15 protein-coding genes and 1 tRNA gene are annotated in these 16,465 nt (G+C 60.2%); 11 read left to right on the top strand and 5 right to left on the bottom strand.

The features are described 5' to 3' along the window. Positions 1-243 precede the first annotated feature (243 nt). The 5 genes from ACYBHZ_RS14580 to ACYBHZ_RS14560 all read left to right on the top strand — a co-directional run bounded on the left by ACYBHZ_RS14580 (position 244) and on the right by ACYBHZ_RS14560 (position 4,994). Entirely contained in the window at positions 244-1,218 is a 975-nt protein-coding gene (locus ACYBHZ_RS14580) for an ABC transporter ATP-binding protein (RefSeq protein ID WP_460275015.1), read from the top strand. A 51-nt stretch (positions 1,219-1,269) separates the two neighbouring features. After that, on the top strand, positions 1,270-2,535 hold the full coding sequence (locus ACYBHZ_RS14575) for an ABC transporter substrate-binding protein (protein ID WP_460275014.1): 1,266 nt from the start codon (positions 1,270-1,272) through the stop codon (positions 2,533-2,535). A gap of 92 nt (positions 2,536-2,627) precedes the next feature. Then, entirely contained in the window at positions 2,628-3,482 is an 855-nt protein-coding gene (locus tag ACYBHZ_RS14570) for an ABC transporter permease (RefSeq protein WP_460275013.1), read from the top strand. Positions 3,483-3,485: 3 nt separating this feature from the next. After that, entirely contained in the window at positions 3,486-4,322 is an 837-nt protein-coding gene (locus ACYBHZ_RS14565; RefSeq protein WP_460275012.1) for an ABC transporter permease, read from the top strand. A 12-nt stretch (positions 4,323-4,334) separates the two neighbouring features. Continuing rightward, on the top strand, positions 4,335-4,994 hold the full coding sequence (locus ACYBHZ_RS14560) for an aspartate/glutamate racemase family protein (protein ID WP_460275011.1): 660 nt from the start codon (positions 4,335-4,337) through the stop codon (positions 4,992-4,994). Here the strand turns inward: ACYBHZ_RS14560 and ACYBHZ_RS14555 are convergent. Genes ACYBHZ_RS14555 through ACYBHZ_RS14540 form a run of 4 tightly spaced genes read right to left on the bottom strand, consistent with a single transcriptional unit; the run spans position 4,986 to position 10,865 of the window. Then, entirely contained in the window at positions 4,986-5,678 is a 693-nt protein-coding gene (locus ACYBHZ_RS14555) for a TetR/AcrR family transcriptional regulator (RefSeq protein WP_460275010.1), read from the bottom strand. The genes ACYBHZ_RS14560 and ACYBHZ_RS14555 overlap by 9 nt on opposite strands. 2 nt (positions 5,679-5,680) lie before the next feature. Further along, the gene (locus ACYBHZ_RS14550; protein ID WP_460275009.1) at positions 5,681-8,722 is read right to left on the bottom strand and encodes an efflux RND transporter permease subunit; all 3,042 of its coding nucleotides are present in this window, start codon (positions 8,720-8,722) and stop codon (positions 5,681-5,683) included. Then, positions 8,719-9,789: an efflux RND transporter periplasmic adaptor subunit gene (locus ACYBHZ_RS14545; RefSeq protein ID WP_460275008.1), complete on the bottom strand. Its 1,071-nt coding sequence runs from the start codon at positions 9,787-9,789 to the stop codon at positions 8,719-8,721. The genes ACYBHZ_RS14550 and ACYBHZ_RS14545 overlap by 4 nt, the downstream gene beginning before the upstream one ends. Further along, positions 9,786-10,865, bottom strand: coding sequence for an efflux RND transporter periplasmic adaptor subunit (locus ACYBHZ_RS14540; RefSeq protein ID WP_460275007.1), 1,080 nt, complete (start codon positions 10,863-10,865; stop codon positions 9,786-9,788). The genes ACYBHZ_RS14545 and ACYBHZ_RS14540 overlap by 4 nt, the downstream gene beginning before the upstream one ends. A 232-nt stretch (positions 10,866-11,097) precedes the next feature. On the opposite strand from ACYBHZ_RS14540, the gene ACYBHZ_RS14535 reads away from it, so the two are divergent. From ACYBHZ_RS14535 to ACYBHZ_RS14510, 6 genes are all read left to right on the top strand, one after another. Next, positions 11,098-11,220 carry a hypothetical protein gene (locus tag ACYBHZ_RS14535; protein ID WP_460275006.1) on the top strand — a complete coding sequence of 41 codons (123 nt, stop codon included), beginning with the start codon at positions 11,098-11,100 and terminating at the stop codon, positions 11,218-11,220. Positions 11,221-11,252: 32 nt separating this feature from the next. Continuing rightward, positions 11,253-11,414, top strand: coding sequence for a hemin uptake protein HemP (hemP, locus tag ACYBHZ_RS14530; protein WP_460275005.1), 162 nt, complete (start codon positions 11,253-11,255; stop codon positions 11,412-11,414). A 431-nt stretch (positions 11,415-11,845) separates the two neighbouring features. Continuing rightward, positions 11,846-12,484, top strand: a complete 639-nt coding sequence (locus ACYBHZ_RS14525) for a paraquat-inducible protein A (RefSeq protein WP_460275004.1) — start codon at positions 11,846-11,848, stop codon at positions 12,482-12,484. After that, positions 12,451-13,128, top strand: a complete 678-nt coding sequence (locus tag ACYBHZ_RS14520; protein WP_460275003.1) for a paraquat-inducible protein A — start codon at positions 12,451-12,453, stop codon at positions 13,126-13,128. The genes ACYBHZ_RS14525 and ACYBHZ_RS14520 overlap by 34 nt, the downstream gene beginning before the upstream one ends. Continuing rightward, positions 13,121-15,229 (top strand): MlaD family protein, encoded by a 2,109-nt coding sequence (locus tag ACYBHZ_RS14515; RefSeq protein ID WP_460275002.1) that lies wholly within the window; start codon positions 13,121-13,123, stop codon positions 15,227-15,229. The genes ACYBHZ_RS14520 and ACYBHZ_RS14515 overlap by 8 nt, the downstream gene beginning before the upstream one ends. 3 nt (positions 15,230-15,232) lie before the next feature. Beyond that, positions 15,233-15,793, top strand: a complete 561-nt coding sequence (locus ACYBHZ_RS14510) for a PqiC family protein (RefSeq protein ID WP_460275001.1) — start codon at positions 15,233-15,235, stop codon at positions 15,791-15,793. A 412-nt stretch (positions 15,794-16,205) separates the two neighbouring features. On the opposite strand, the gene ACYBHZ_RS14505 is transcribed toward ACYBHZ_RS14510, so the two are convergent. Next, positions 16,206-16,282, bottom strand: a tRNA-Met gene (locus ACYBHZ_RS14505). Positions 16,283-16,465: the final 183 nt, after the last annotated feature.

Genomic DNA, 16,465 nt, shown 5'->3' with positions numbered 1-16,465 from the left:
GTCCTTTGTCTTCTGGTCGGTCTACTTTCCGCCCCGTGCACTGATTCTCAAGCCCAGGGGGCAAAAAATATCGTCCACAAAATTGTATACGATATTAGCGCATAATTAATGCACTCTTATGTACGAGCCGCCCAAACAGAAGGCATTTCATGTTCCGCCTCCGTTAAGCAGACAAAAAAACTTCGCCATTGCAGAAAACCGAACCAGCGTCGGGGCATCGAAACGCACAAAGGCGGACGGCACATGCGCTCCGGAAAAGATCTCGAACTCGTACATTTGACCAAGCGTTACGGCGACACCGTGGCGGTGAGAGACGTGAATTACGTCTTTCGCAATGGCACCTACGTCTGTCTTCTCGGGCCGTCGGGCTGCGGCAAATCAACGACGCTGCGCATGATTGCCGGGCATGAAGACGTCTCTGACGGCTCCATCCTTCTGGACAGCATGGATATCGCGCCCCTGCCCCCAGCCAAACGCGGCACAGCGATGATGTTCCAAAGCTACGCCCTGTTCCCGCATCTCTCGGTACGCGACAACGTCGCCTTTTCCCTGCGTATGAAGGGCATCGACAAGGCCCAGCGCAACAAGGCCGCCGACGAAATGCTCGAATTGGTCCACATGACCGATTTTGCCCGCCGCCTGCCCGCGCAACTTTCCGGCGGTCAGCAACAGCGTGTGGCGCTCGCCCGCGCTCTGGTAACCAAACCTCGCGTTCTACTCCTCGACGAACCCCTCTCCGCGCTCGATCCTTTCCTGCGCATCAAAGTGCGCGCCGAGTTGAAACGCCTGCAACGCGAGTTGGGTATCACCTTTATCCACGTGACCCACGGGCAGGACGAAGCGCTGGCGCTCGCCGACGAAATCGTCGTGATGAACAACGCTGTGATCGAACAGGCCGGGGCCGCACGCGAAGTGTGGAACGCGCCTAAGACCGAATTCGTGGCGCGGTTTATGGGCGGACATAACGTGATCTCTCTCGGCGGCGCAAAAGTTGCGCTACGTGCCGATGAGGTGGTTCTGGGCGATCAGGGCCTGTCGGCCACGGTGACATCGGTCGAATATCAGGGCGCGCATGTTGCGATGACCTCGATGACCGAAGCGGGCGAAGAGGTGCTCGCGCTCGTGCCGGAGGGCACCTTCTATTCCAATCCCAAAAATCCGGGCGATGCCGTGAACCTCGCTTGGGACGAGGGGCGGGCCCACCGCCTCCAAGCTTAATCACTTCATCATTTCACTCACAAAGACCACTCCAACAAGGGAAGAACTCACATGTCTAAAATGCGTTATTCGCGTCGCGCCGTGCTCAAGGGCGGTGCTGCAGCCGCTGCCGCCTCCGCCCTTCCGGCGCCCATGGTCTGGGCTCAGGAGATCAAGGACATCACGCTCCGCCAGTTCGGCACCGGCGTGTCGAACCTCAACGATGTGGCCAACAAGGTGAAAGAAGACCTCGGCTTCACGCTTGAGATGACCGCTCTGGATTCCGACAGCGTGACGCAACGCGCCGCGACCCAGCCGGACAGCTTTGACATTGCCGACATCGAATACTGGATTTGTAAGAAAGTCTGGCCGACCGGCAACCTTCAGGCGATGGACGTGTCGAAAATCAAAAACTACGACAAGATCGTCGGCATCTTCAAAGACGGCAAACTGACGCCCGAGAGCGTCATCGCACAGGGCACCGCGCCGCACACAGTGGGCTTTGTAGAAGGCGAAACCTCCAAGACCTTTGCGACGGAACAGACCAACTGGATGACCCTGATCCCGACGATCTACAACGCCGATACACTGGGCATCCGTCCGGACCTGATCGGTCGTCCGATCGACACTTGGGCCGAGCTTCTGAACCCGGAGTTCAAAGGCAAAGCCTCCATCCTCGACATCTCTTCCATCGGCATCATGGACATGGCGATGGTCTGCGAAGCCATGGGCGAAATCCAGTATGGCGACAAAGGCAACATGACCCGCGAGGAGATCGACAAGACGATGGCGATCTTCACCGAGGCCAAGAAGAACGGCCAGTTTCGCGCCTTCTGGAAGACCTTTGACGAGTCCGTGAACCTGATGGCCTCGGGCGAGGTTGTGATCCAATCCATGTGGTCTCCGGCGATCACCGCGGTGAAATCGCGCGGCATCGACTGTGTCTACCAACCGCTGAAAGAGGGCTATCGCTCCTGGGGCGGCGGCATCGGACTGTCCGCGAACCTGTCGGGCATGGCTCTGGACGCGGCCTATGAATACATCAACTGGTACCTCTCCGGCTGGGTCGGCGGCTACCTGATGCGTCAGGGCTATTATTCCGCTGTGCCGGAAACCTCGAAAGACTTCATGACCGAGAACGAGTGGGGCTACTGGTTCGAAGGCAAGCCCGCGACCGACGTCATCACCTCGCCCACCGGCGACACGCTGGCGCAGGCAGGCGAGACGCGCGATGGTGGCTCCTTCTATGACCGCATGGGCCACGTCGCCTGCTGGAACTCCGTCATGGACGAGAACCAGTACATGGTCCGCAAATGGAATGAGTTCATCGCGTCGTGATGAAGCGAGGGGGCGCTGCCCCCTCCACCGTGCAGGCGTACCGCCTGCACGCCTCCTCCCCCGGGATATTTTTTGACAAAAGAAAGCGTGCAATGCTCAAGAACCGACATATCCAAGGCTGGCTTCAGGCCGCGCCGTTGAGTTTGGTGCTGCTTGGATTTCTGATCCTGCCGATCATCACCATCGTGGTGGTGAGCTTCTGGCAAGCGACCGAGTTTTCGATCATCCCGGCGTTTTCTCTGGAGAATTACGAATTCCTGTTCGGCTCCCCGGTGACCTACAAGGTGTTCTTCGCGACGTTCAAATACGCCGCGATCACATGGGCGCTGACACTCGCGATCGGGTTCACGGTCGCCTATTATCTCGCCTTTCACATCCGCAACCAAACAACGCAGATCGCGCTGTTCCTGCTTTGCACCATTCCGTTCTGGACCTCGAACATCATCCGGATGATTTCCTGGATTCCCTTCCTCGGGCGCAACGGCATCGCCAACTCGACGCTACAAAGCTGGGGTGTGATCGATCAGCCGGTGGAGTGGCTTTTGTATTCCGACTTCTCGGTGATCCTTGCCTTCGTGCACCTCTACACGCTGTTCATGGTCGTGCCGATCTTCAACACGATGACGCGGATTGATCACAGCCTGATCGAGGCCGCACGGGACAATGGCGCGAGCGGATTTCAGACCCTAATCCACGTAATTTTGCCCCTCACGAAGCCCGGCATCATGATCGGAACGATCTTTGTGCTGACCCTCGTGATGGGCGACTTCATCACCGTGCGCTTTATGTCCGGCTCGCAAAAAGCCAACGTCGGGCGGCTGATCTCGAACGACATTTCTCTGCTGCAATATCCCTCCGCCGCCGCAACCGCCGTGATCCTTTTGATCACCGTCTTGATCGTGATCGGCATCCTGTTGCGCTTCGTCGATATCCGAAAGGAGCTCTGAGCCATGGAAAAGAAATCCAAGTCCTTCTACGTGCTGACCGCCTTCTTCGCGCTCTTCATCCTGTTCCTGTACGGCCCCACGATCACCATCGGCATCCTGTCCTTCCAAGGGCCGGGCGGCGGCCTCACCTTCCCGATGCAGGGCGTCTCGCTCAACTGGTTCCGCGAGCTGTTCCAAGAGCAGGCCGTGGGCGACATCTGGGGCAGTTTCCGCCGCTCCTTTGCGCTTGGCCTCATGGTGATGGTGACGACCGTTGTGGTCTCTGTCATGGGTGGCTTTGCTTTCCGCAAACGCTTCTATGGCTCCGGCATCCTGTTCTACCTGATCATCGCCTCGCTGGTGATCCCCTCGATCCTGATCTCTCTGGGCGTCGGCCTGATCTTCAACCAGTTCGGGTTGAAAATTCACTGGGCCACCTCGGGGTTCGGCTCGCAGCTCACATGGACCCTGCCCTTTGGCCTGTTGATCATGTTCGCCGTGTTCAACCGTTTCGACAAATCCTTCGAGGAAGCCGCCCGCGATCAGGGCGCCTCCCCTTGGCAAACCGTACGCTATGTGGTTCTTCCAATCATCGCGCCCTCGCTCATCGGTGTCGGCCTCTTTGGCTTCACGCTCTCCTATGACGAATTCGCACGCACGCTGTTGACTGCCGGGTCTTACAACACCCTGCCCTTGGAGATTTTCGGGATGACGACCAATGTGACCACGCCGGTGATCTACGCGCTGGGGACCATGACCACGCTGTTTTCCCTGCTGATCATCGGGGCCTTCCTGCTGACCGTTTGGATCCTTGGCAAACGCCGGGCACGGTTCGGCTCGGATGCCGGGCAAGGCGTTTAAGGGAGACGCGAGGTGAAGATCCTCTTTCTCAATCCCAACTCCACCAGCGCGATGACCGAGAGCGTGGTCGAGACGGCCAAAAGCATTCTGCCCGAGGCCGAGATTTTGGGATGGACCAACACGGACGGCCCGCCCGCCATTCAGGGTGCCGCGGACGGCGAAGCCGCACTGCCCGGAGTTTTGGCGCTCTTGCCGAAAGCCCATGAAGCAGGCGTCGAGGTCATTGTCATCGCCTGTTTCGATGACACGGGGCTCGAAGAGTTGCGCGCGGAGGCAAACTGTCCGGTGATCGGCATTGGCCAAGCCGCCTTTCACATCGCCCTCTTGTCCGGGCAAAGCTATGGCGTCGTGACCACCATGCCCGGCTCCGTTCCGGTGATCGAAGACAATATCACCCGGCATGGTTTGGAGAGCGGCTGTCTTGGCGTCGTGCCCGCCGGGCTTCCTGTACTCGATGTCGAAGAAGGCCGCCCCGACGTGCTCGAAAAAATTTCTTCCGAGATCGTCGAGATGGGCGCGCGCGGGGCACAGTCCGTGATCCTCGGCTGTGCGGGGATGACCACGCATTACAAGGCGCTCAGCGCGGCGAGCGGCGTGAAACTGATCGATGGGGTGCGGGCCTCCGCCGTTCTGGCACAGGCAATGATCCGACTGGAACAGCCCTCAGTGTGAGGCGCTCCACGTCGCATTCGCCCGGCTCAAAAGGCTGTTCGGCTCTGGCACGGGAGGCTCGACGGGCAAGGCCGCAACGGCTTCGGCTTTTTCATAACTGACCCCAAGAACCCGCAGCATCGCCGCAACGAAGGCCGCGATATCGACGTCTTCGCCTTCCATCAGACGGCGAAGAACAGCGATCACGCCGCCTTCCAGCACATCGAAAAACAGGGTTTCCGGGACGGGGCGAAATTCCCCGGTCTCAATCGCGTTGTCGATCAGTCCCGGCGCGGTTTCGCGCAGAAAATTCGCATAGCTGTACCCATGCCGCCCGAGCCGTGCGGTGAACTCCAGAAACATCTGGTTTTGCCGCGCCACTCCGATGAAGGCGTGAATGCCGTAGGCCATGCGTTCCGCCGGCGGTCGGTCGAAATCCGTCGTTGCCTTGACCAGCGAGATCAGCTCGCGTTTGAGCAGGAGGCGGGCCGCTTCCAGAACCTCTTCGATCGTGTCGAAATAATTGTAGAACGTCCCGCGCGAGACACCGGCTTGGCGCACCACATGATCGATCACCGTGCCTTTGAGGCCGCGTTCGGCAAAGACCATGATCGCCGCTTCGCAGAGACGCTCATGGGTCTTTTCCCGCCGCGCCTGTCCGATCCGCGTGCGGTGATCAAGATCGGCGGTCTCCCCCTTCGACATGATCAGGTTTCCTTTTCAGGCTTCACGCCAAAGACGAGACAGTAAAGCGCTGGAGCGAAGAGCAGGGTGATCAGCGTCCCGGCGATGATGCCGCCCATCATGGCGTAGGCCATCGGCCCCCAGAAGACCTGACGCGAGATCGGGATCAGCGCCAGAGAGGCGGCGGCGGCGGTCAGAAGGATCGGACGTGCGCGGCTGTCGGAAGCCTCAAAAACCGCCTGCCACCGCGATTTGCCTTCGCGCCTGAGGTCCTCAATGGCCTGCACGAGGATGATCGAGTTGCGCATCAGAATACCGATCAGCGCCAGCACGCCCAACAGGGCCACGAAGCCCATCGGTGCATGGGCCGACAACAGAGAGGCCACCACCCCGATCAGCCCCAAGGGCGCGACCGCGAGAACGACGAACATCAGACGGAAGCTCTGAACCTGCATCATGGTCAGCGTCAGCATGATCAGGATCATGATCGGCATAATGGCCAAAATCGGGGCCTGACTGTCCGCACTGCTTTCGACCGTCCCGCCAATCTCGACCGAATAGCCGCGCGGCAGATCAGCAGAGAAAGCGTCAATCGCCGGGGTCAGATCATCCACAATCGTTGCGGGCAGATCGTCGGTCAGGATCGCCGCTTTGACGGTGATCACCGGTTCGCGGTCTTCTTGGCGGATCAGCGGCTGTTCCGTCACCCAATCCAGCGTCGCGATGGAAGACAGCGGGATGGAGACACCATCGGTGTTCGCGAATTGCAGGTTCTCCAAGGCAGAGAGCGTTTTACGGTCCGCCTCGTCGCCCCGGATTTCCACATCGATCAGATCGCGCCCCTGACGGATTTGCGTCACGGTGTAGCCCTCGAAGAGAGAGGACAGCACCCCTGCAACATCGGATTGCGTCAGACCGAGCTGGCGCAAACGCGCCTGATCGAGATCGACACGCACCACGCGGCTGGGCTCATTCCAATCGAGCGCAATCGCGGCCAGCCGGTCATCCCCGGCCATGACTGAGGCAAGGTCACGTGCATGATCGCGCAGTTCCGCATAGTCCGGCCCGGAAATCCGGTATTGCACCGGCTTGCCGACGGGCGGGCCAAGTTCGAAGGTCTTCGGATAGAACTCGGTCCCGGGCTGCGCGTCGGAATAGCTGCGCACTTTGGCGATGAGCCGATCCCGCGCTTCGAAATCCGGCGTGACGATCAGAAGTTGACCGATGTTCGGCCCCGGTGCGCGGGGTTTCAGCGTCAGGATCACACGCGTCGCGTCGGTGCCGATATAGGAAGTCCAATAGCTTGCCTCCTCCTGATCCGCGAGCCAGCTCTCGAAATCAGAGATGGCGCTGTCGGTCGCGTAGATGCTGGCGTTCTGCCGCAGGGTCACGTCAACCAAAACCTCCGGACGGTCCGAGTTCGGGAAGAACTGTTGTTCGACCTTGCTCATGCCGACGACGGAGACCGCGAAGGCGAGGAAGGTGAGCGCGACCGTGATGATCTTGAACCGCATCGCCCGCCGCAGCCAGACATGGAAGGTGCGGCGCAGCCAGCCCGGATCGCCATGTTCATGCTTCCACTTTTTCGGCAGCAGCGTCGCGCCCAGAACCGGCGCGAAGAGCACGGCGACGATCCAGCTCAACACGAGAGAAATCGCGATGACGTAGAACAGCGTGCGGGTGTATTCGCCCGCCTGAGAACTGTTCAGACCAATCGGAATGAAGCCCGCCGTGGTGATCAGCGTACCGGTCAGCATTGGCCAAGCGATGGTGGTCCAAGCATAAGACGCCGCCTTGCGCCGACCTTCGCCGCGCTCCAGACGGGAAATCATCGTCTCAATCGCGATCATTGCGTCATCGACCAGAAGGCCCAGCGCAATGATCAAAGCGCCAAGCGAAATCCGCTGAAGCGTGATGCCCATGAATTCCATGAACACAAAGGTCAGCGCCAGCACGAGCGGGATCGTCAGGCTGACGACAAACCCCGCGCGCATGCCGAGAGAGACAAAGCTCACGGCGAGAACGATCACCACGGCTTCGATCAGAGCGCGCACAAAGTGACCGACAGATTCATCGACGACCTTGGGTTGGTCGGCGACGTGATGCACGTCGATGCCAATCGGCAGGGCGGCGGTCAGCTCCGCCATGAGTTCATCGACGGCCGCGCCGTAATCGAGGATATTGCCCCCATCGCGCATACCGACTTTGAGGCCAATGGCTGGCTGTCCGTTGTAGCGATACAGCGAATCCGGCGGGTCATCGTAACCTGCGGACACATCGGCCACATCGGCCAGCGTGAAGAAGATGTCATCGGAACGCAAAGGGGCCTGAGCCAACGCCTCGGCGCTGTCGAACTGTCCCGTCACGCGCAGCAGAATGTTCTCGCCCTGCGTCGAAATCATGCCGGACGACACGATCTCGTTTTGCGCGGCAAGCGAGTTCAGAACCGATTGCGCATCCAAACCGAAGGCTGCCAAACGGCGCGAGGAGAATTCGATATGGATCACCTGATCGCGGGTGCCGAACAGCTCGACCTTGCCCGCATCATCCAGCTTTTCGATCTCGTCGCGCATGTCTTCGACATAGTCTTTCAACTCTTCGGGGCGGAACCCGTCTGAGGTGAAGGCATAGACCGTGCCAAACACATCGCCGTAATCGTCATTGAAGGAAAAGCCCTGAAACTCCTGCGGGAATTCGCTGGTGATATCCGTCATCATCTGACGCACGCGGGTCCACACCGCCGGAATTGCATCCGACGGGCTGTCGTCACGCAGTTCGACATAGACCATGGAAATGCCCGGGTACGTCACGGAACGCGTGCTGTCGAGTTGGGGAAGCTCCTGCAACTTGCGCTCGATCCGGTCCGTCACCTGCGTCACGGTTTCCTCGGCTGTGGCGCCCGGAAGGCTGGCCGTGACCACCATCGTGCGTATGGTGAAAGACGGGTCTTCCTCACGGCCCAAGCGCGAGTAGCTCAGCGCCCCGGCGACCACCGCGACGATCATCATGAACCAGATGAAGGAGCGATGCCCCAAGGCCCAATCGGACAGGTTAAACCCTTTCATTGCAGACGCTCCCCAACCTCTTGGCCGTCTTCGAGCACATGCACGCCCCGGACCGCAATTTCATCCCCTTCGCTCAGCCCCGATGTGATCACCACCCGATCACCAATCTCACGGCCAAGCGTGACGGGCACAGATTGCACATGTCGCCCCGCCCCCACGCGCCACACGAATGGCGCCTCGTCCGTTCCGGCAATCGCGGTTTGCGGCAGCGTCATCACAGGTGCGGCCTGGCTGTCGTAGGTCGCGGTGATCAGCGTACCGATGCGGTAATCTTCGGGCGGATCGTCGAGCGTGAGCCGAAGCCGCCGTGTCTCAAGACTGGTCTCCGCGACAGGTTCGATCACGCTCAAATGCGCAGCCACAGGGGCCACGCCTTCCGCACGGTGGCGCACGATAAAACTCGCGTCCTCGGCAATCACCATCGCAAAGCTTTCCGGCACGTCGATGATCGCTTCACGCCCCAAGGGATCAGCCATTTCAACAACACTGACACCAGAGCTCACCATCGTTCCCGGTTCCACATCCGTGTTCAAAATGATGCCGTCGCGCGGCGCGATCAGTTGCCCATAGCCCTCGGCCTCTTTGGCCTGCGCCAGATCGGCGCGAGCGCTGTCGGCATTGGCCCGCGCCGCATCGCGCGAGGCACGGGCCGCTTCGATCTGTGCCGTGGTGGCGACATTGCGGCTCACCAGCGCTTCGATCCGCTCATATTGCGTCTGTGCAAATTCTGCCTGCGCCTCGGCCGAGGACAAAGCGGCTTCGGCGACGGTCACATCCTGCGCCAGAGTGATCTGGTCCAGCGTGGCCAACACATCCCCGGTCTCGACACGGTTTCCGGCATCCACGTCCAGCGTCGCAAGCCGACCACTGGTCTGAAAGGCGAGGGTCGAAACGTCCTGCCCCCGGATCACGCCGGAAAATTGACGCTCGCTCACGGGGACCGTCGACAGGAATTCCGTGATCACTGAACGCGGGGTTTGGGAAACAGCCGTTTCTTCGGCTAGCGCGCCTGCGCTCAGAAGGCTCATCACACAAAGGGTTGCAAGGGTATGAAACCGAATACTCATTGCGCAGCCTCCGCCTGTATGACCTGTCGCCCGTTGTAAAGCAGGTTCGATCCCCGCCCGACCACAACGTCTCCGTCCTTTAGACCAGAGGCGATGGACACCATGTCATTTTCATAGCGATCAATGGTGACCGCCGTCAGCGTCACCGTGCCGCTCTCCGGTGCAACGACCCAAACGGCGGGACCGTCCGCATTGGCGCTCAGCGCGGTCCACGGCAAAAGGATGCGTGTCTTCGTCACCAAAGGAATGCGCCCGGTGATCGAGGTTCCGATCGGAATGTCAGCAACGCGGTCCTCCGGGATATCAGCGTGGATTTCCACCGTGCCGGTGTCATTGAGCACCGGAAGCACGTCCGTCACAATCGCCGAAAACGGCTCGTGCGGTCCATTGGGGTCAAGCTCAAGCGCATGATCGCGAATGTCGGAAAGACCCGCCGTGTCCGGGGCAAGAAACACCGCTTGCAGCTGACCTTCCGGCGCGAGCTGCACCACGGCGGTTCCGGCGGAGACGACCTCGCCGAGATCGACATAGCGCTCAATGACCGTCACATCGCGATCCGCTTTCAATTCGGTATCTTCGTAAGATTGCTGCGCGGTTTCCAGGAGCGCTGCGGTTTGGTCCCGGCTGGCCTTGGCTTCGAGAAAATCCTGTTGCGCCGCATCATAGTCCGCTTGGGTACCGACCCCGCGATCCAACATTGACTGGGCGCGACTGCGGGCTTGTTCCGCCTGAACCAAAGCGGCCTCTGCCGCGTGGAGGTCAGCTTGGGCCGCATCGAGTTCTGCAACGACATTCGCGGGATCAATCCGGGCGATCATCTCTCCCTCGGCGAACTTTTGTCCCACTTCTGCGTTCAAATGAGCGACCTGACCGCCGCGCCGGAACGAGGCGGGATAGCTATCCATGGCTTCGACCGAACCGACGACACGCAACTCCTGCACCACTGGCGTCGGGGTCGCTGTGATCAGTTCGACGTTCAGAGGCGTTTCGGCCTGCGCGAAGCCGGGCAGCAGACTCGATAACAAAAAGCCGCAGACGACGAACTTGTTTCGAATGACCATCTTAAACCTCGACATGACCTCAACACCGTCACTCAGATGACATATTAGAATTGACACACATGTCAACTTTAACGTGATCTTATCCTCAAGATACGCAGCGGGCCTAGTTTTGTATTCGTATTGCATTGTTATGTAGAAAAATTCTCCGCGTTCGGAACATTTCCGCGGAGCGCAAAAAATTCCTCAACGATAAAGTTGACAGAAAAACTCAGGCTTATTATTCAGATAGTAGAGACGGGAGACTCCCGTGAGTCGCGCACTCGGCGCGGCCCCATGGCAAGCAGAGGTGATCAACACCCAGCCAGTCTTGGTGATCCTCAACCACGTGAAGCAATTCACCGCCACCCGAAAGGCCGGCGGATTGAGATGACTGACAAAGACACAAGCCCAAAGGCACCGAAAATGAACGCACATGTATCCTCCCTGACCGTGGAGACCGCTCAAATCGCTCCCCTTGACGCCCGTAGCTTGATCACCGAGGGCAGCACGCGCCAGATCAATCTCGATGGCCAGATTTACACCCTGCGCATCACCCGCGCGGGCAAGCTCATCTTGACGAAATGACCCGGCGCATCTCTCGGCGAGGAGATGAAACCATCCCCCCAATCGGCAACGAGAGCCGTTTGGGCGAGGTTTTCCGTGCGCTTCGCTTTATATCAGCGCTCCACACCCAAGGGTGAGTAAAGCCTGACCGCCCAGCCCGGAAGCATGACGCCGGCTGGGCGGGCGAACACGGCCCTCACTCGGCGTGGCCTACGCGATATTGGATGAGATCGACCACTTCTCGATGAAACCCCGCCGGAAGCCTTCTGCCCGGCCTTCATCGAAACGCCGGACACGTTGCCCCGTCCAACCTCGCAGGTGCCCGAACGCCCCCGCCCCAAACGTATGCGCGCCCGAATTTTTGGACGCGCAGGTTTATTTGGCTTCTTATTTGGCTGCAGCACAGACCGAGACACCTTCCCGATCCCCGCAACCATCGATACACTGGCCGCATGACTGCGTCGCCCAAAGCCCCCCTGCCAGACGATCTGATCGCCTGCCCGTCCTGCGACGCGCTGCTGCATGATCGCGATGTGGCGCTTGGCGAGACCCTGCGCTGTCCACGCTGCCATGCGGTGATCGAAGCGCCGCGGGCGCTGGCGATGACCCGGATCATCATGCTGGCCCTGGCCGCGCTGATCCTGATGATCGCGGCGATTTTCTTTCCCTTCCTTGAACTTGGAGCCGCCGGGATGGTCCGGCGCAGTTCGCTTTTGGATACGGTGATGGCGTTTTCGACCGGACTGACCGCGCCCCTGACGCTCGCCATGGCGGCGCTGATCGTGATCCTCCCCGTGACACGGTTTCTAGCCCTCCTATATGTCTTGGGTCCGATGGCTTTTGGCTGGCGCCCCGCCCGCTTTGCCGCCCCGGTGTTTCGTCTGGCCGAAGCACTCCGGCCTTGGGCCATGGCGGAGGTCTTCGTCGTCGGCGTGGCCGTGGCCTTGGTCAAGGTTGCGGGGCTTGCGCATATTTCCCTCGGCCCTGCCTTCTGGGCCTTCGTCGCGTTGGTGATCGTGACGGTATTGAAAGACAACTTCATGAGCAGAGTAACGGTTTGGAAAACGCTGGACGCCCGACGCAAATCGTAACCGCGCGTGACGCCGGGCTGATCGGTTGCACCCATTGTGGGCGCGTCCACCCTCTGGGGACGCGGGTCTGTACCCGTTGCGGCGCCAAAATGACGCCGCGCAGCGGGGCGTCTCTGCAACGGGTCTGGGCGTGGTGGATCGCCGGTCTGGTTGTCTATATTCCCGCCAATCTTTATCCGATGCTGCGTACCTCCTCTCTCGGCAAGACGCTTGAGAACACGATCCTTGGCGGGGTTGTCGAGCTTATGCATCACGGCGACTATGGCGTCGCCCTCATCGTCTTGGTCGCCTCGATCGTCATCCCCGTGGCCAAATTCATCGCCATTGCCTATCTCGCGCTCAGTGTCTCGCACCGCGTGCGACTTTCGGCACACCGGCGGCATATCCTCTTCGAGGTGGTTGAATTCATTGGCCGCTGGTCCATGATCGACGTATTCGTGGTGGCGATCCTGTCCTCTCTTGTACGGCTGGATTTCGCCGCAACGATTTCACCGGGGATCGCTGCGGTGAGTTTCGCGCTCTCCGTGGCCTTTACGATGCTGTCGGCTTTGAGTTTCGATTCCAAACTGATCTGGGACGCGGGTGAAAAAGAGACCGTCGGGCCGCAAGACCGAGAACTGAAAAAGGAGCGCTCAATTGGATGAGCCACAGATCGCAGAGCCTCTGATCGAAGGACCGAAACAGTCGTTTTGGCGCAATCTTTCGGTTGTCTGGCTCGTGCCGCTCGCCGCGCTGGCCGTCACGCTGTTTATCGCGTGGCAAAGCTGGGCGGAGCGCGGGCAGCCGGTCGAGATTTTGTTCGAGAATGCCGCCGGTGTCACCGCCGACGAAACCATGATCCGTTACCGCGATGTCGATGTCGGTGTGGTCGAAAGCGTGTCTTTCTCCGACGATCTTTCCTCCGTCTTGGTGCGCGCCCGGATCGACCGGGCCGTCGCCAATGCTCTGCCTTCGGACGCGGAATTCTGGGTCGTGCGCCCAGAAGTCAGCGCCAGCGGCATCTCCGGGCTCTCCACCGTGCTCTCCGGTGTCTATATTCAGGCCGCTTTCGACCCGAACACAGCAGGAAGCGGTGCCTCCCGCTTCACCGGGCTCGACACACCTCCGCTGGTTCTGCCCGGTATGAAAGGAACGAAAGTGACCCTTCGCACCTCCGATGGCGGACAGCTCACCGCCGGAGCCCCGATCTATTATCAAGGCATCGAAGTCGGCAAGATCGAAAGCCCGCGCCTTCTCGACAATGGCGAAGGGGTCATGGTTGACGCCTTTATCAACGCGCCGCATGACAAACTCCTGACCACGGCGACCCGTTTCTGGCAGACCTCAGGCTTCTCCGTGAACATCGGTCCCGGCGGTTTGAACCTTTCGGTCGGTTCTGTTGCCGGCCTTTTGCGCGGTGGGCTATCCTTCGATACCGTATTCTCCGGCGGAGAGCCGCTCTCGAAAGGACAGATTTACGATCTCTATGAAAGCGAAGAGGACGCGCGCTCCAGCGTGTTCAACGAAGCCATTGAGAATCCCGTCGATCTGACCGTCGAGTTTGAACAATCCGTCGCCGGTCTCACCGTTGGCTCTCCCGTAGTCTACAAGGGCGTGAAAATCGGCGCGGTCTCGACGCTGGGCGCTTTTGTCGAAGATGTCACGGACGGTCAGGCCGTCATTTTGCGCGCCACGATCTCGATTGATCCGGGGCGCCTTGGGCTTGCTGCGGACACGCCCCCGGCGCAAACCATCGCCTTCTTTGCCGATGCGGTGAAAAACGGGCTGCGCGCCCGGCTCATGTCGCAAAGCATCTTCAGCCGCTCGCTCGCTGTCGAACTCGCGGAATTGCCGGATGCAGAGCCTGCGACCCTCGGGATTTTCGCGGCCACCGCGCCGCTTCTGCCCTCCGTCACCGCCAATCTGCCAGATGCCAGCGCCACGGCTGAGGGGCTGTTGAAGCGCGTCAACGGCCTTCCGGTGGAAGATCTGATGGAGCAAGCCATCGCAACGCTCGCCTCGATCGAAAGCCTCGCCGGTGACGAAAACCTCCGCGCCGCGCCCGACGCCTTTGTCGGGCTGATGGACGATGCCCGCGCGATCATCGGTGATCCGGACGCACAGGCCCTGCCCGCCGAGCTACGTCAGGCCGTGTCTGAACTGCGTGGGGTCGCCGAAGACCTGCGCACAGCCGAAGCGGTCACGAAACTTGTCACCGCCTTGGAAGACGCCTCGGAAGCGGCGACCTCCGTCACCGAGGTTGCGGGCGATTTCGACGAGGCCATCGCTGGCGTCCCCGATCTCGTGAACGGGTTGAACCAACTGACCCAGAAGGCCAATTCGCTTGAGCTTGAACAGTTCCTGACCATGGCGACCCAGCTTCTGGACGGGGCCGACAAGCTCATTGATCAGGATAGCACGCGTAAGCTGCCCGAAAGCCTCACTGGTGCTCTGGACGAGGCACGCACGGCACTGGCCGAGCTGCGCGAAGGCGGCGCGGTTGAGAACACCAACGCAACGCTCGCCTCCGCCCGTAGTGCTGCCGAAGCGGTCGAAGCCGCCGTCGCCGACCTGCCGCAGATCGCCGAACGGATCGACGGCCTTGTGTCGGAGGCGGAAGGCGTTCTCTCGGGCTACGGCCAGAATTCCCGATTCAACCGCGACACGCTCGACACTCTGCGAGAGCTCCGCGCGGCGGCGCAATCGCTGTCGAGCCTTGCCCGCGCGCTTGAACGCAATCCCAATTCTCTCTTGTTTGGACGGTAAGCCATGCGACGTTTCCTGCCCCTTCTGCTTCTCAGCCTTGCCGCCTGCGGCGACACGGACCCGCGCTATCTGATGACCAGCGCACCTCCGATGGAAACGGCCCGCACGTCGCTGCGCGTGGCGACGATGGAAATCCGTCAGGTCACATTGCCCACCTATGCCAATAACGATCTGATCCTGCGCGAGGATGCCAACGGAGCGCTCACCCCCATCGAGGGGGCGCTGTGGGCCGATACTCCCGCGCGGGCAGTGACCCAACATCTCGCCGACCGGATCGGGGCCACAACCACCGCCCAGACAGCCCCCGAACCTTGGCCTCTCGCCCAACCGGCGCAGGTCGTGGTGGATGTGCGCGTGTCGCAAATGGCGGCCCGTAGTGACGGCAAACTGCACCTGACGGGTCAATTCGCGATTTCATCGTTCGATCAGGTGGTGCGGGAACGGATCGTGCCCTTCGGCATTGCTGTGCCGTTGCAAAACGAAACCCCTGCCGCGATTGCCGATGCCTCCGGTCGGGCCGTTGATCAGCTGGCCACACAGATCACGGGCCTTCTGGCGCGGTAATACGCGGCAATTTGATTGCATGATCACAGCTCCTTCGCGCGAGCACTACACACAAGCGGTCCATAAGTGATGATTTTGCACCTTACAGATATTTCTAAGCGGTCGGGACGATCCCCGCTTTAGCGGCCACTCGACCACCTCTAGGCCGGCGTCCGCTTGGCGGGTCTGATGTCGCTTGGCTCCGATGGCAAGGAGACTGAATCAGAAACGGCCCGAAGCGTTTGCTCTACGGGCCGTTCTGTAACTTTGGTTTCGGGAGTAGGCTTTGCACCTACGCGCTTCAGGTTATGGTGTAGGGGACCGATATGCCGGGGGCATATTGAAGCTCCGGAACGACGGGGTTCAGACGTTAATCAATTGATCCGGGGGATCAATTTTAGTCTGGGCTGTCATATTTGGCTTTATTCGATTTTGGTTGCGGGAGTAGGATTTGAACCTACGACCTTCAGGTTATGAGCCTGACGAGCTACCGGGCTGCTCCATCCCGCGACAGTTTTGTGGGCTACCGCGCGGAGCGCTACTTGAGCCCGAATGTTTGGGCTACCGCACGGAGTGCTACTTTAGCCCGATGTCTGGCCTATCGCGCGGAGCGCTACTTGAGGCCTTTGTTTTGGCCTTTTGCACGGAGTACGTGATGAGGCCGCTGTCCCCCACGGGCGAATGTTTGTTCGA

It is taken from the genome of Celeribacter sp. ULVN23_4 (genome assembly GCF_054788345.1).
Note: the sequence above shows the minus strand (reverse complement) of the source record. Positions and strands in the feature narration are given on the sequence as shown.

Excerpts from the sequence above, each read along its gene's own strand:
- hemP (WP_460275005.1), top strand. The coding sequence starts at position 11,253 with ATGAACGCACATGTATCCTCCCTGACCGTGGAGACCGCTCAAATCGCT.
- ACYBHZ_RS14570 (WP_460275013.1), top strand. The coding sequence starts at position 2,628 with ATGCTCAAGAACCGACATATCCAAGGCTGGCTTCAGGCCGCGCCGTTG.
- ACYBHZ_RS14565 (WP_460275012.1), top strand. The coding sequence starts at position 3,486 with ATGGAAAAGAAATCCAAGTCCTTCTACGTGCTGACCGCCTTCTTCGCG.
- ACYBHZ_RS14555 (WP_460275010.1), bottom strand. The coding sequence starts at position 5,678 with ATGTCGAAGGGGGAGACCGCCGATCTTGATCACCGCACGCGGATCGGA.
- ACYBHZ_RS14550 (WP_460275009.1), bottom strand. The coding sequence starts at position 8,722 with ATGAAAGGGTTTAACCTGTCCGATTGGGCCTTGGGGCATCGCTCCTTC.
- ACYBHZ_RS14545 (WP_460275008.1), bottom strand. The coding sequence starts at position 9,789 with ATGAGTATTCGGTTTCATACCCTTGCAACCCTTTGTGTGATGAGCCTT.
- ACYBHZ_RS14580 (WP_460275015.1), top strand. The coding sequence starts at position 244 with ATGCGCTCCGGAAAAGATCTCGAACTCGTACATTTGACCAAGCGTTAC.
- ACYBHZ_RS14510 (WP_460275001.1), top strand. The coding sequence starts at position 15,233 with ATGCGACGTTTCCTGCCCCTTCTGCTTCTCAGCCTTGCCGCCTGCGGC.
- ACYBHZ_RS14540 (WP_460275007.1), bottom strand. The coding sequence starts at position 10,865 with ATGTCGAGGTTTAAGATGGTCATTCGAAACAAGTTCGTCGTCTGCGGC.
- ACYBHZ_RS14575 (WP_460275014.1), top strand. The coding sequence starts at position 1,270 with ATGTCTAAAATGCGTTATTCGCGTCGCGCCGTGCTCAAGGGCGGTGCT.
- ACYBHZ_RS14525 (WP_460275004.1), top strand. The coding sequence starts at position 11,846 with ATGACTGCGTCGCCCAAAGCCCCCCTGCCAGACGATCTGATCGCCTGC.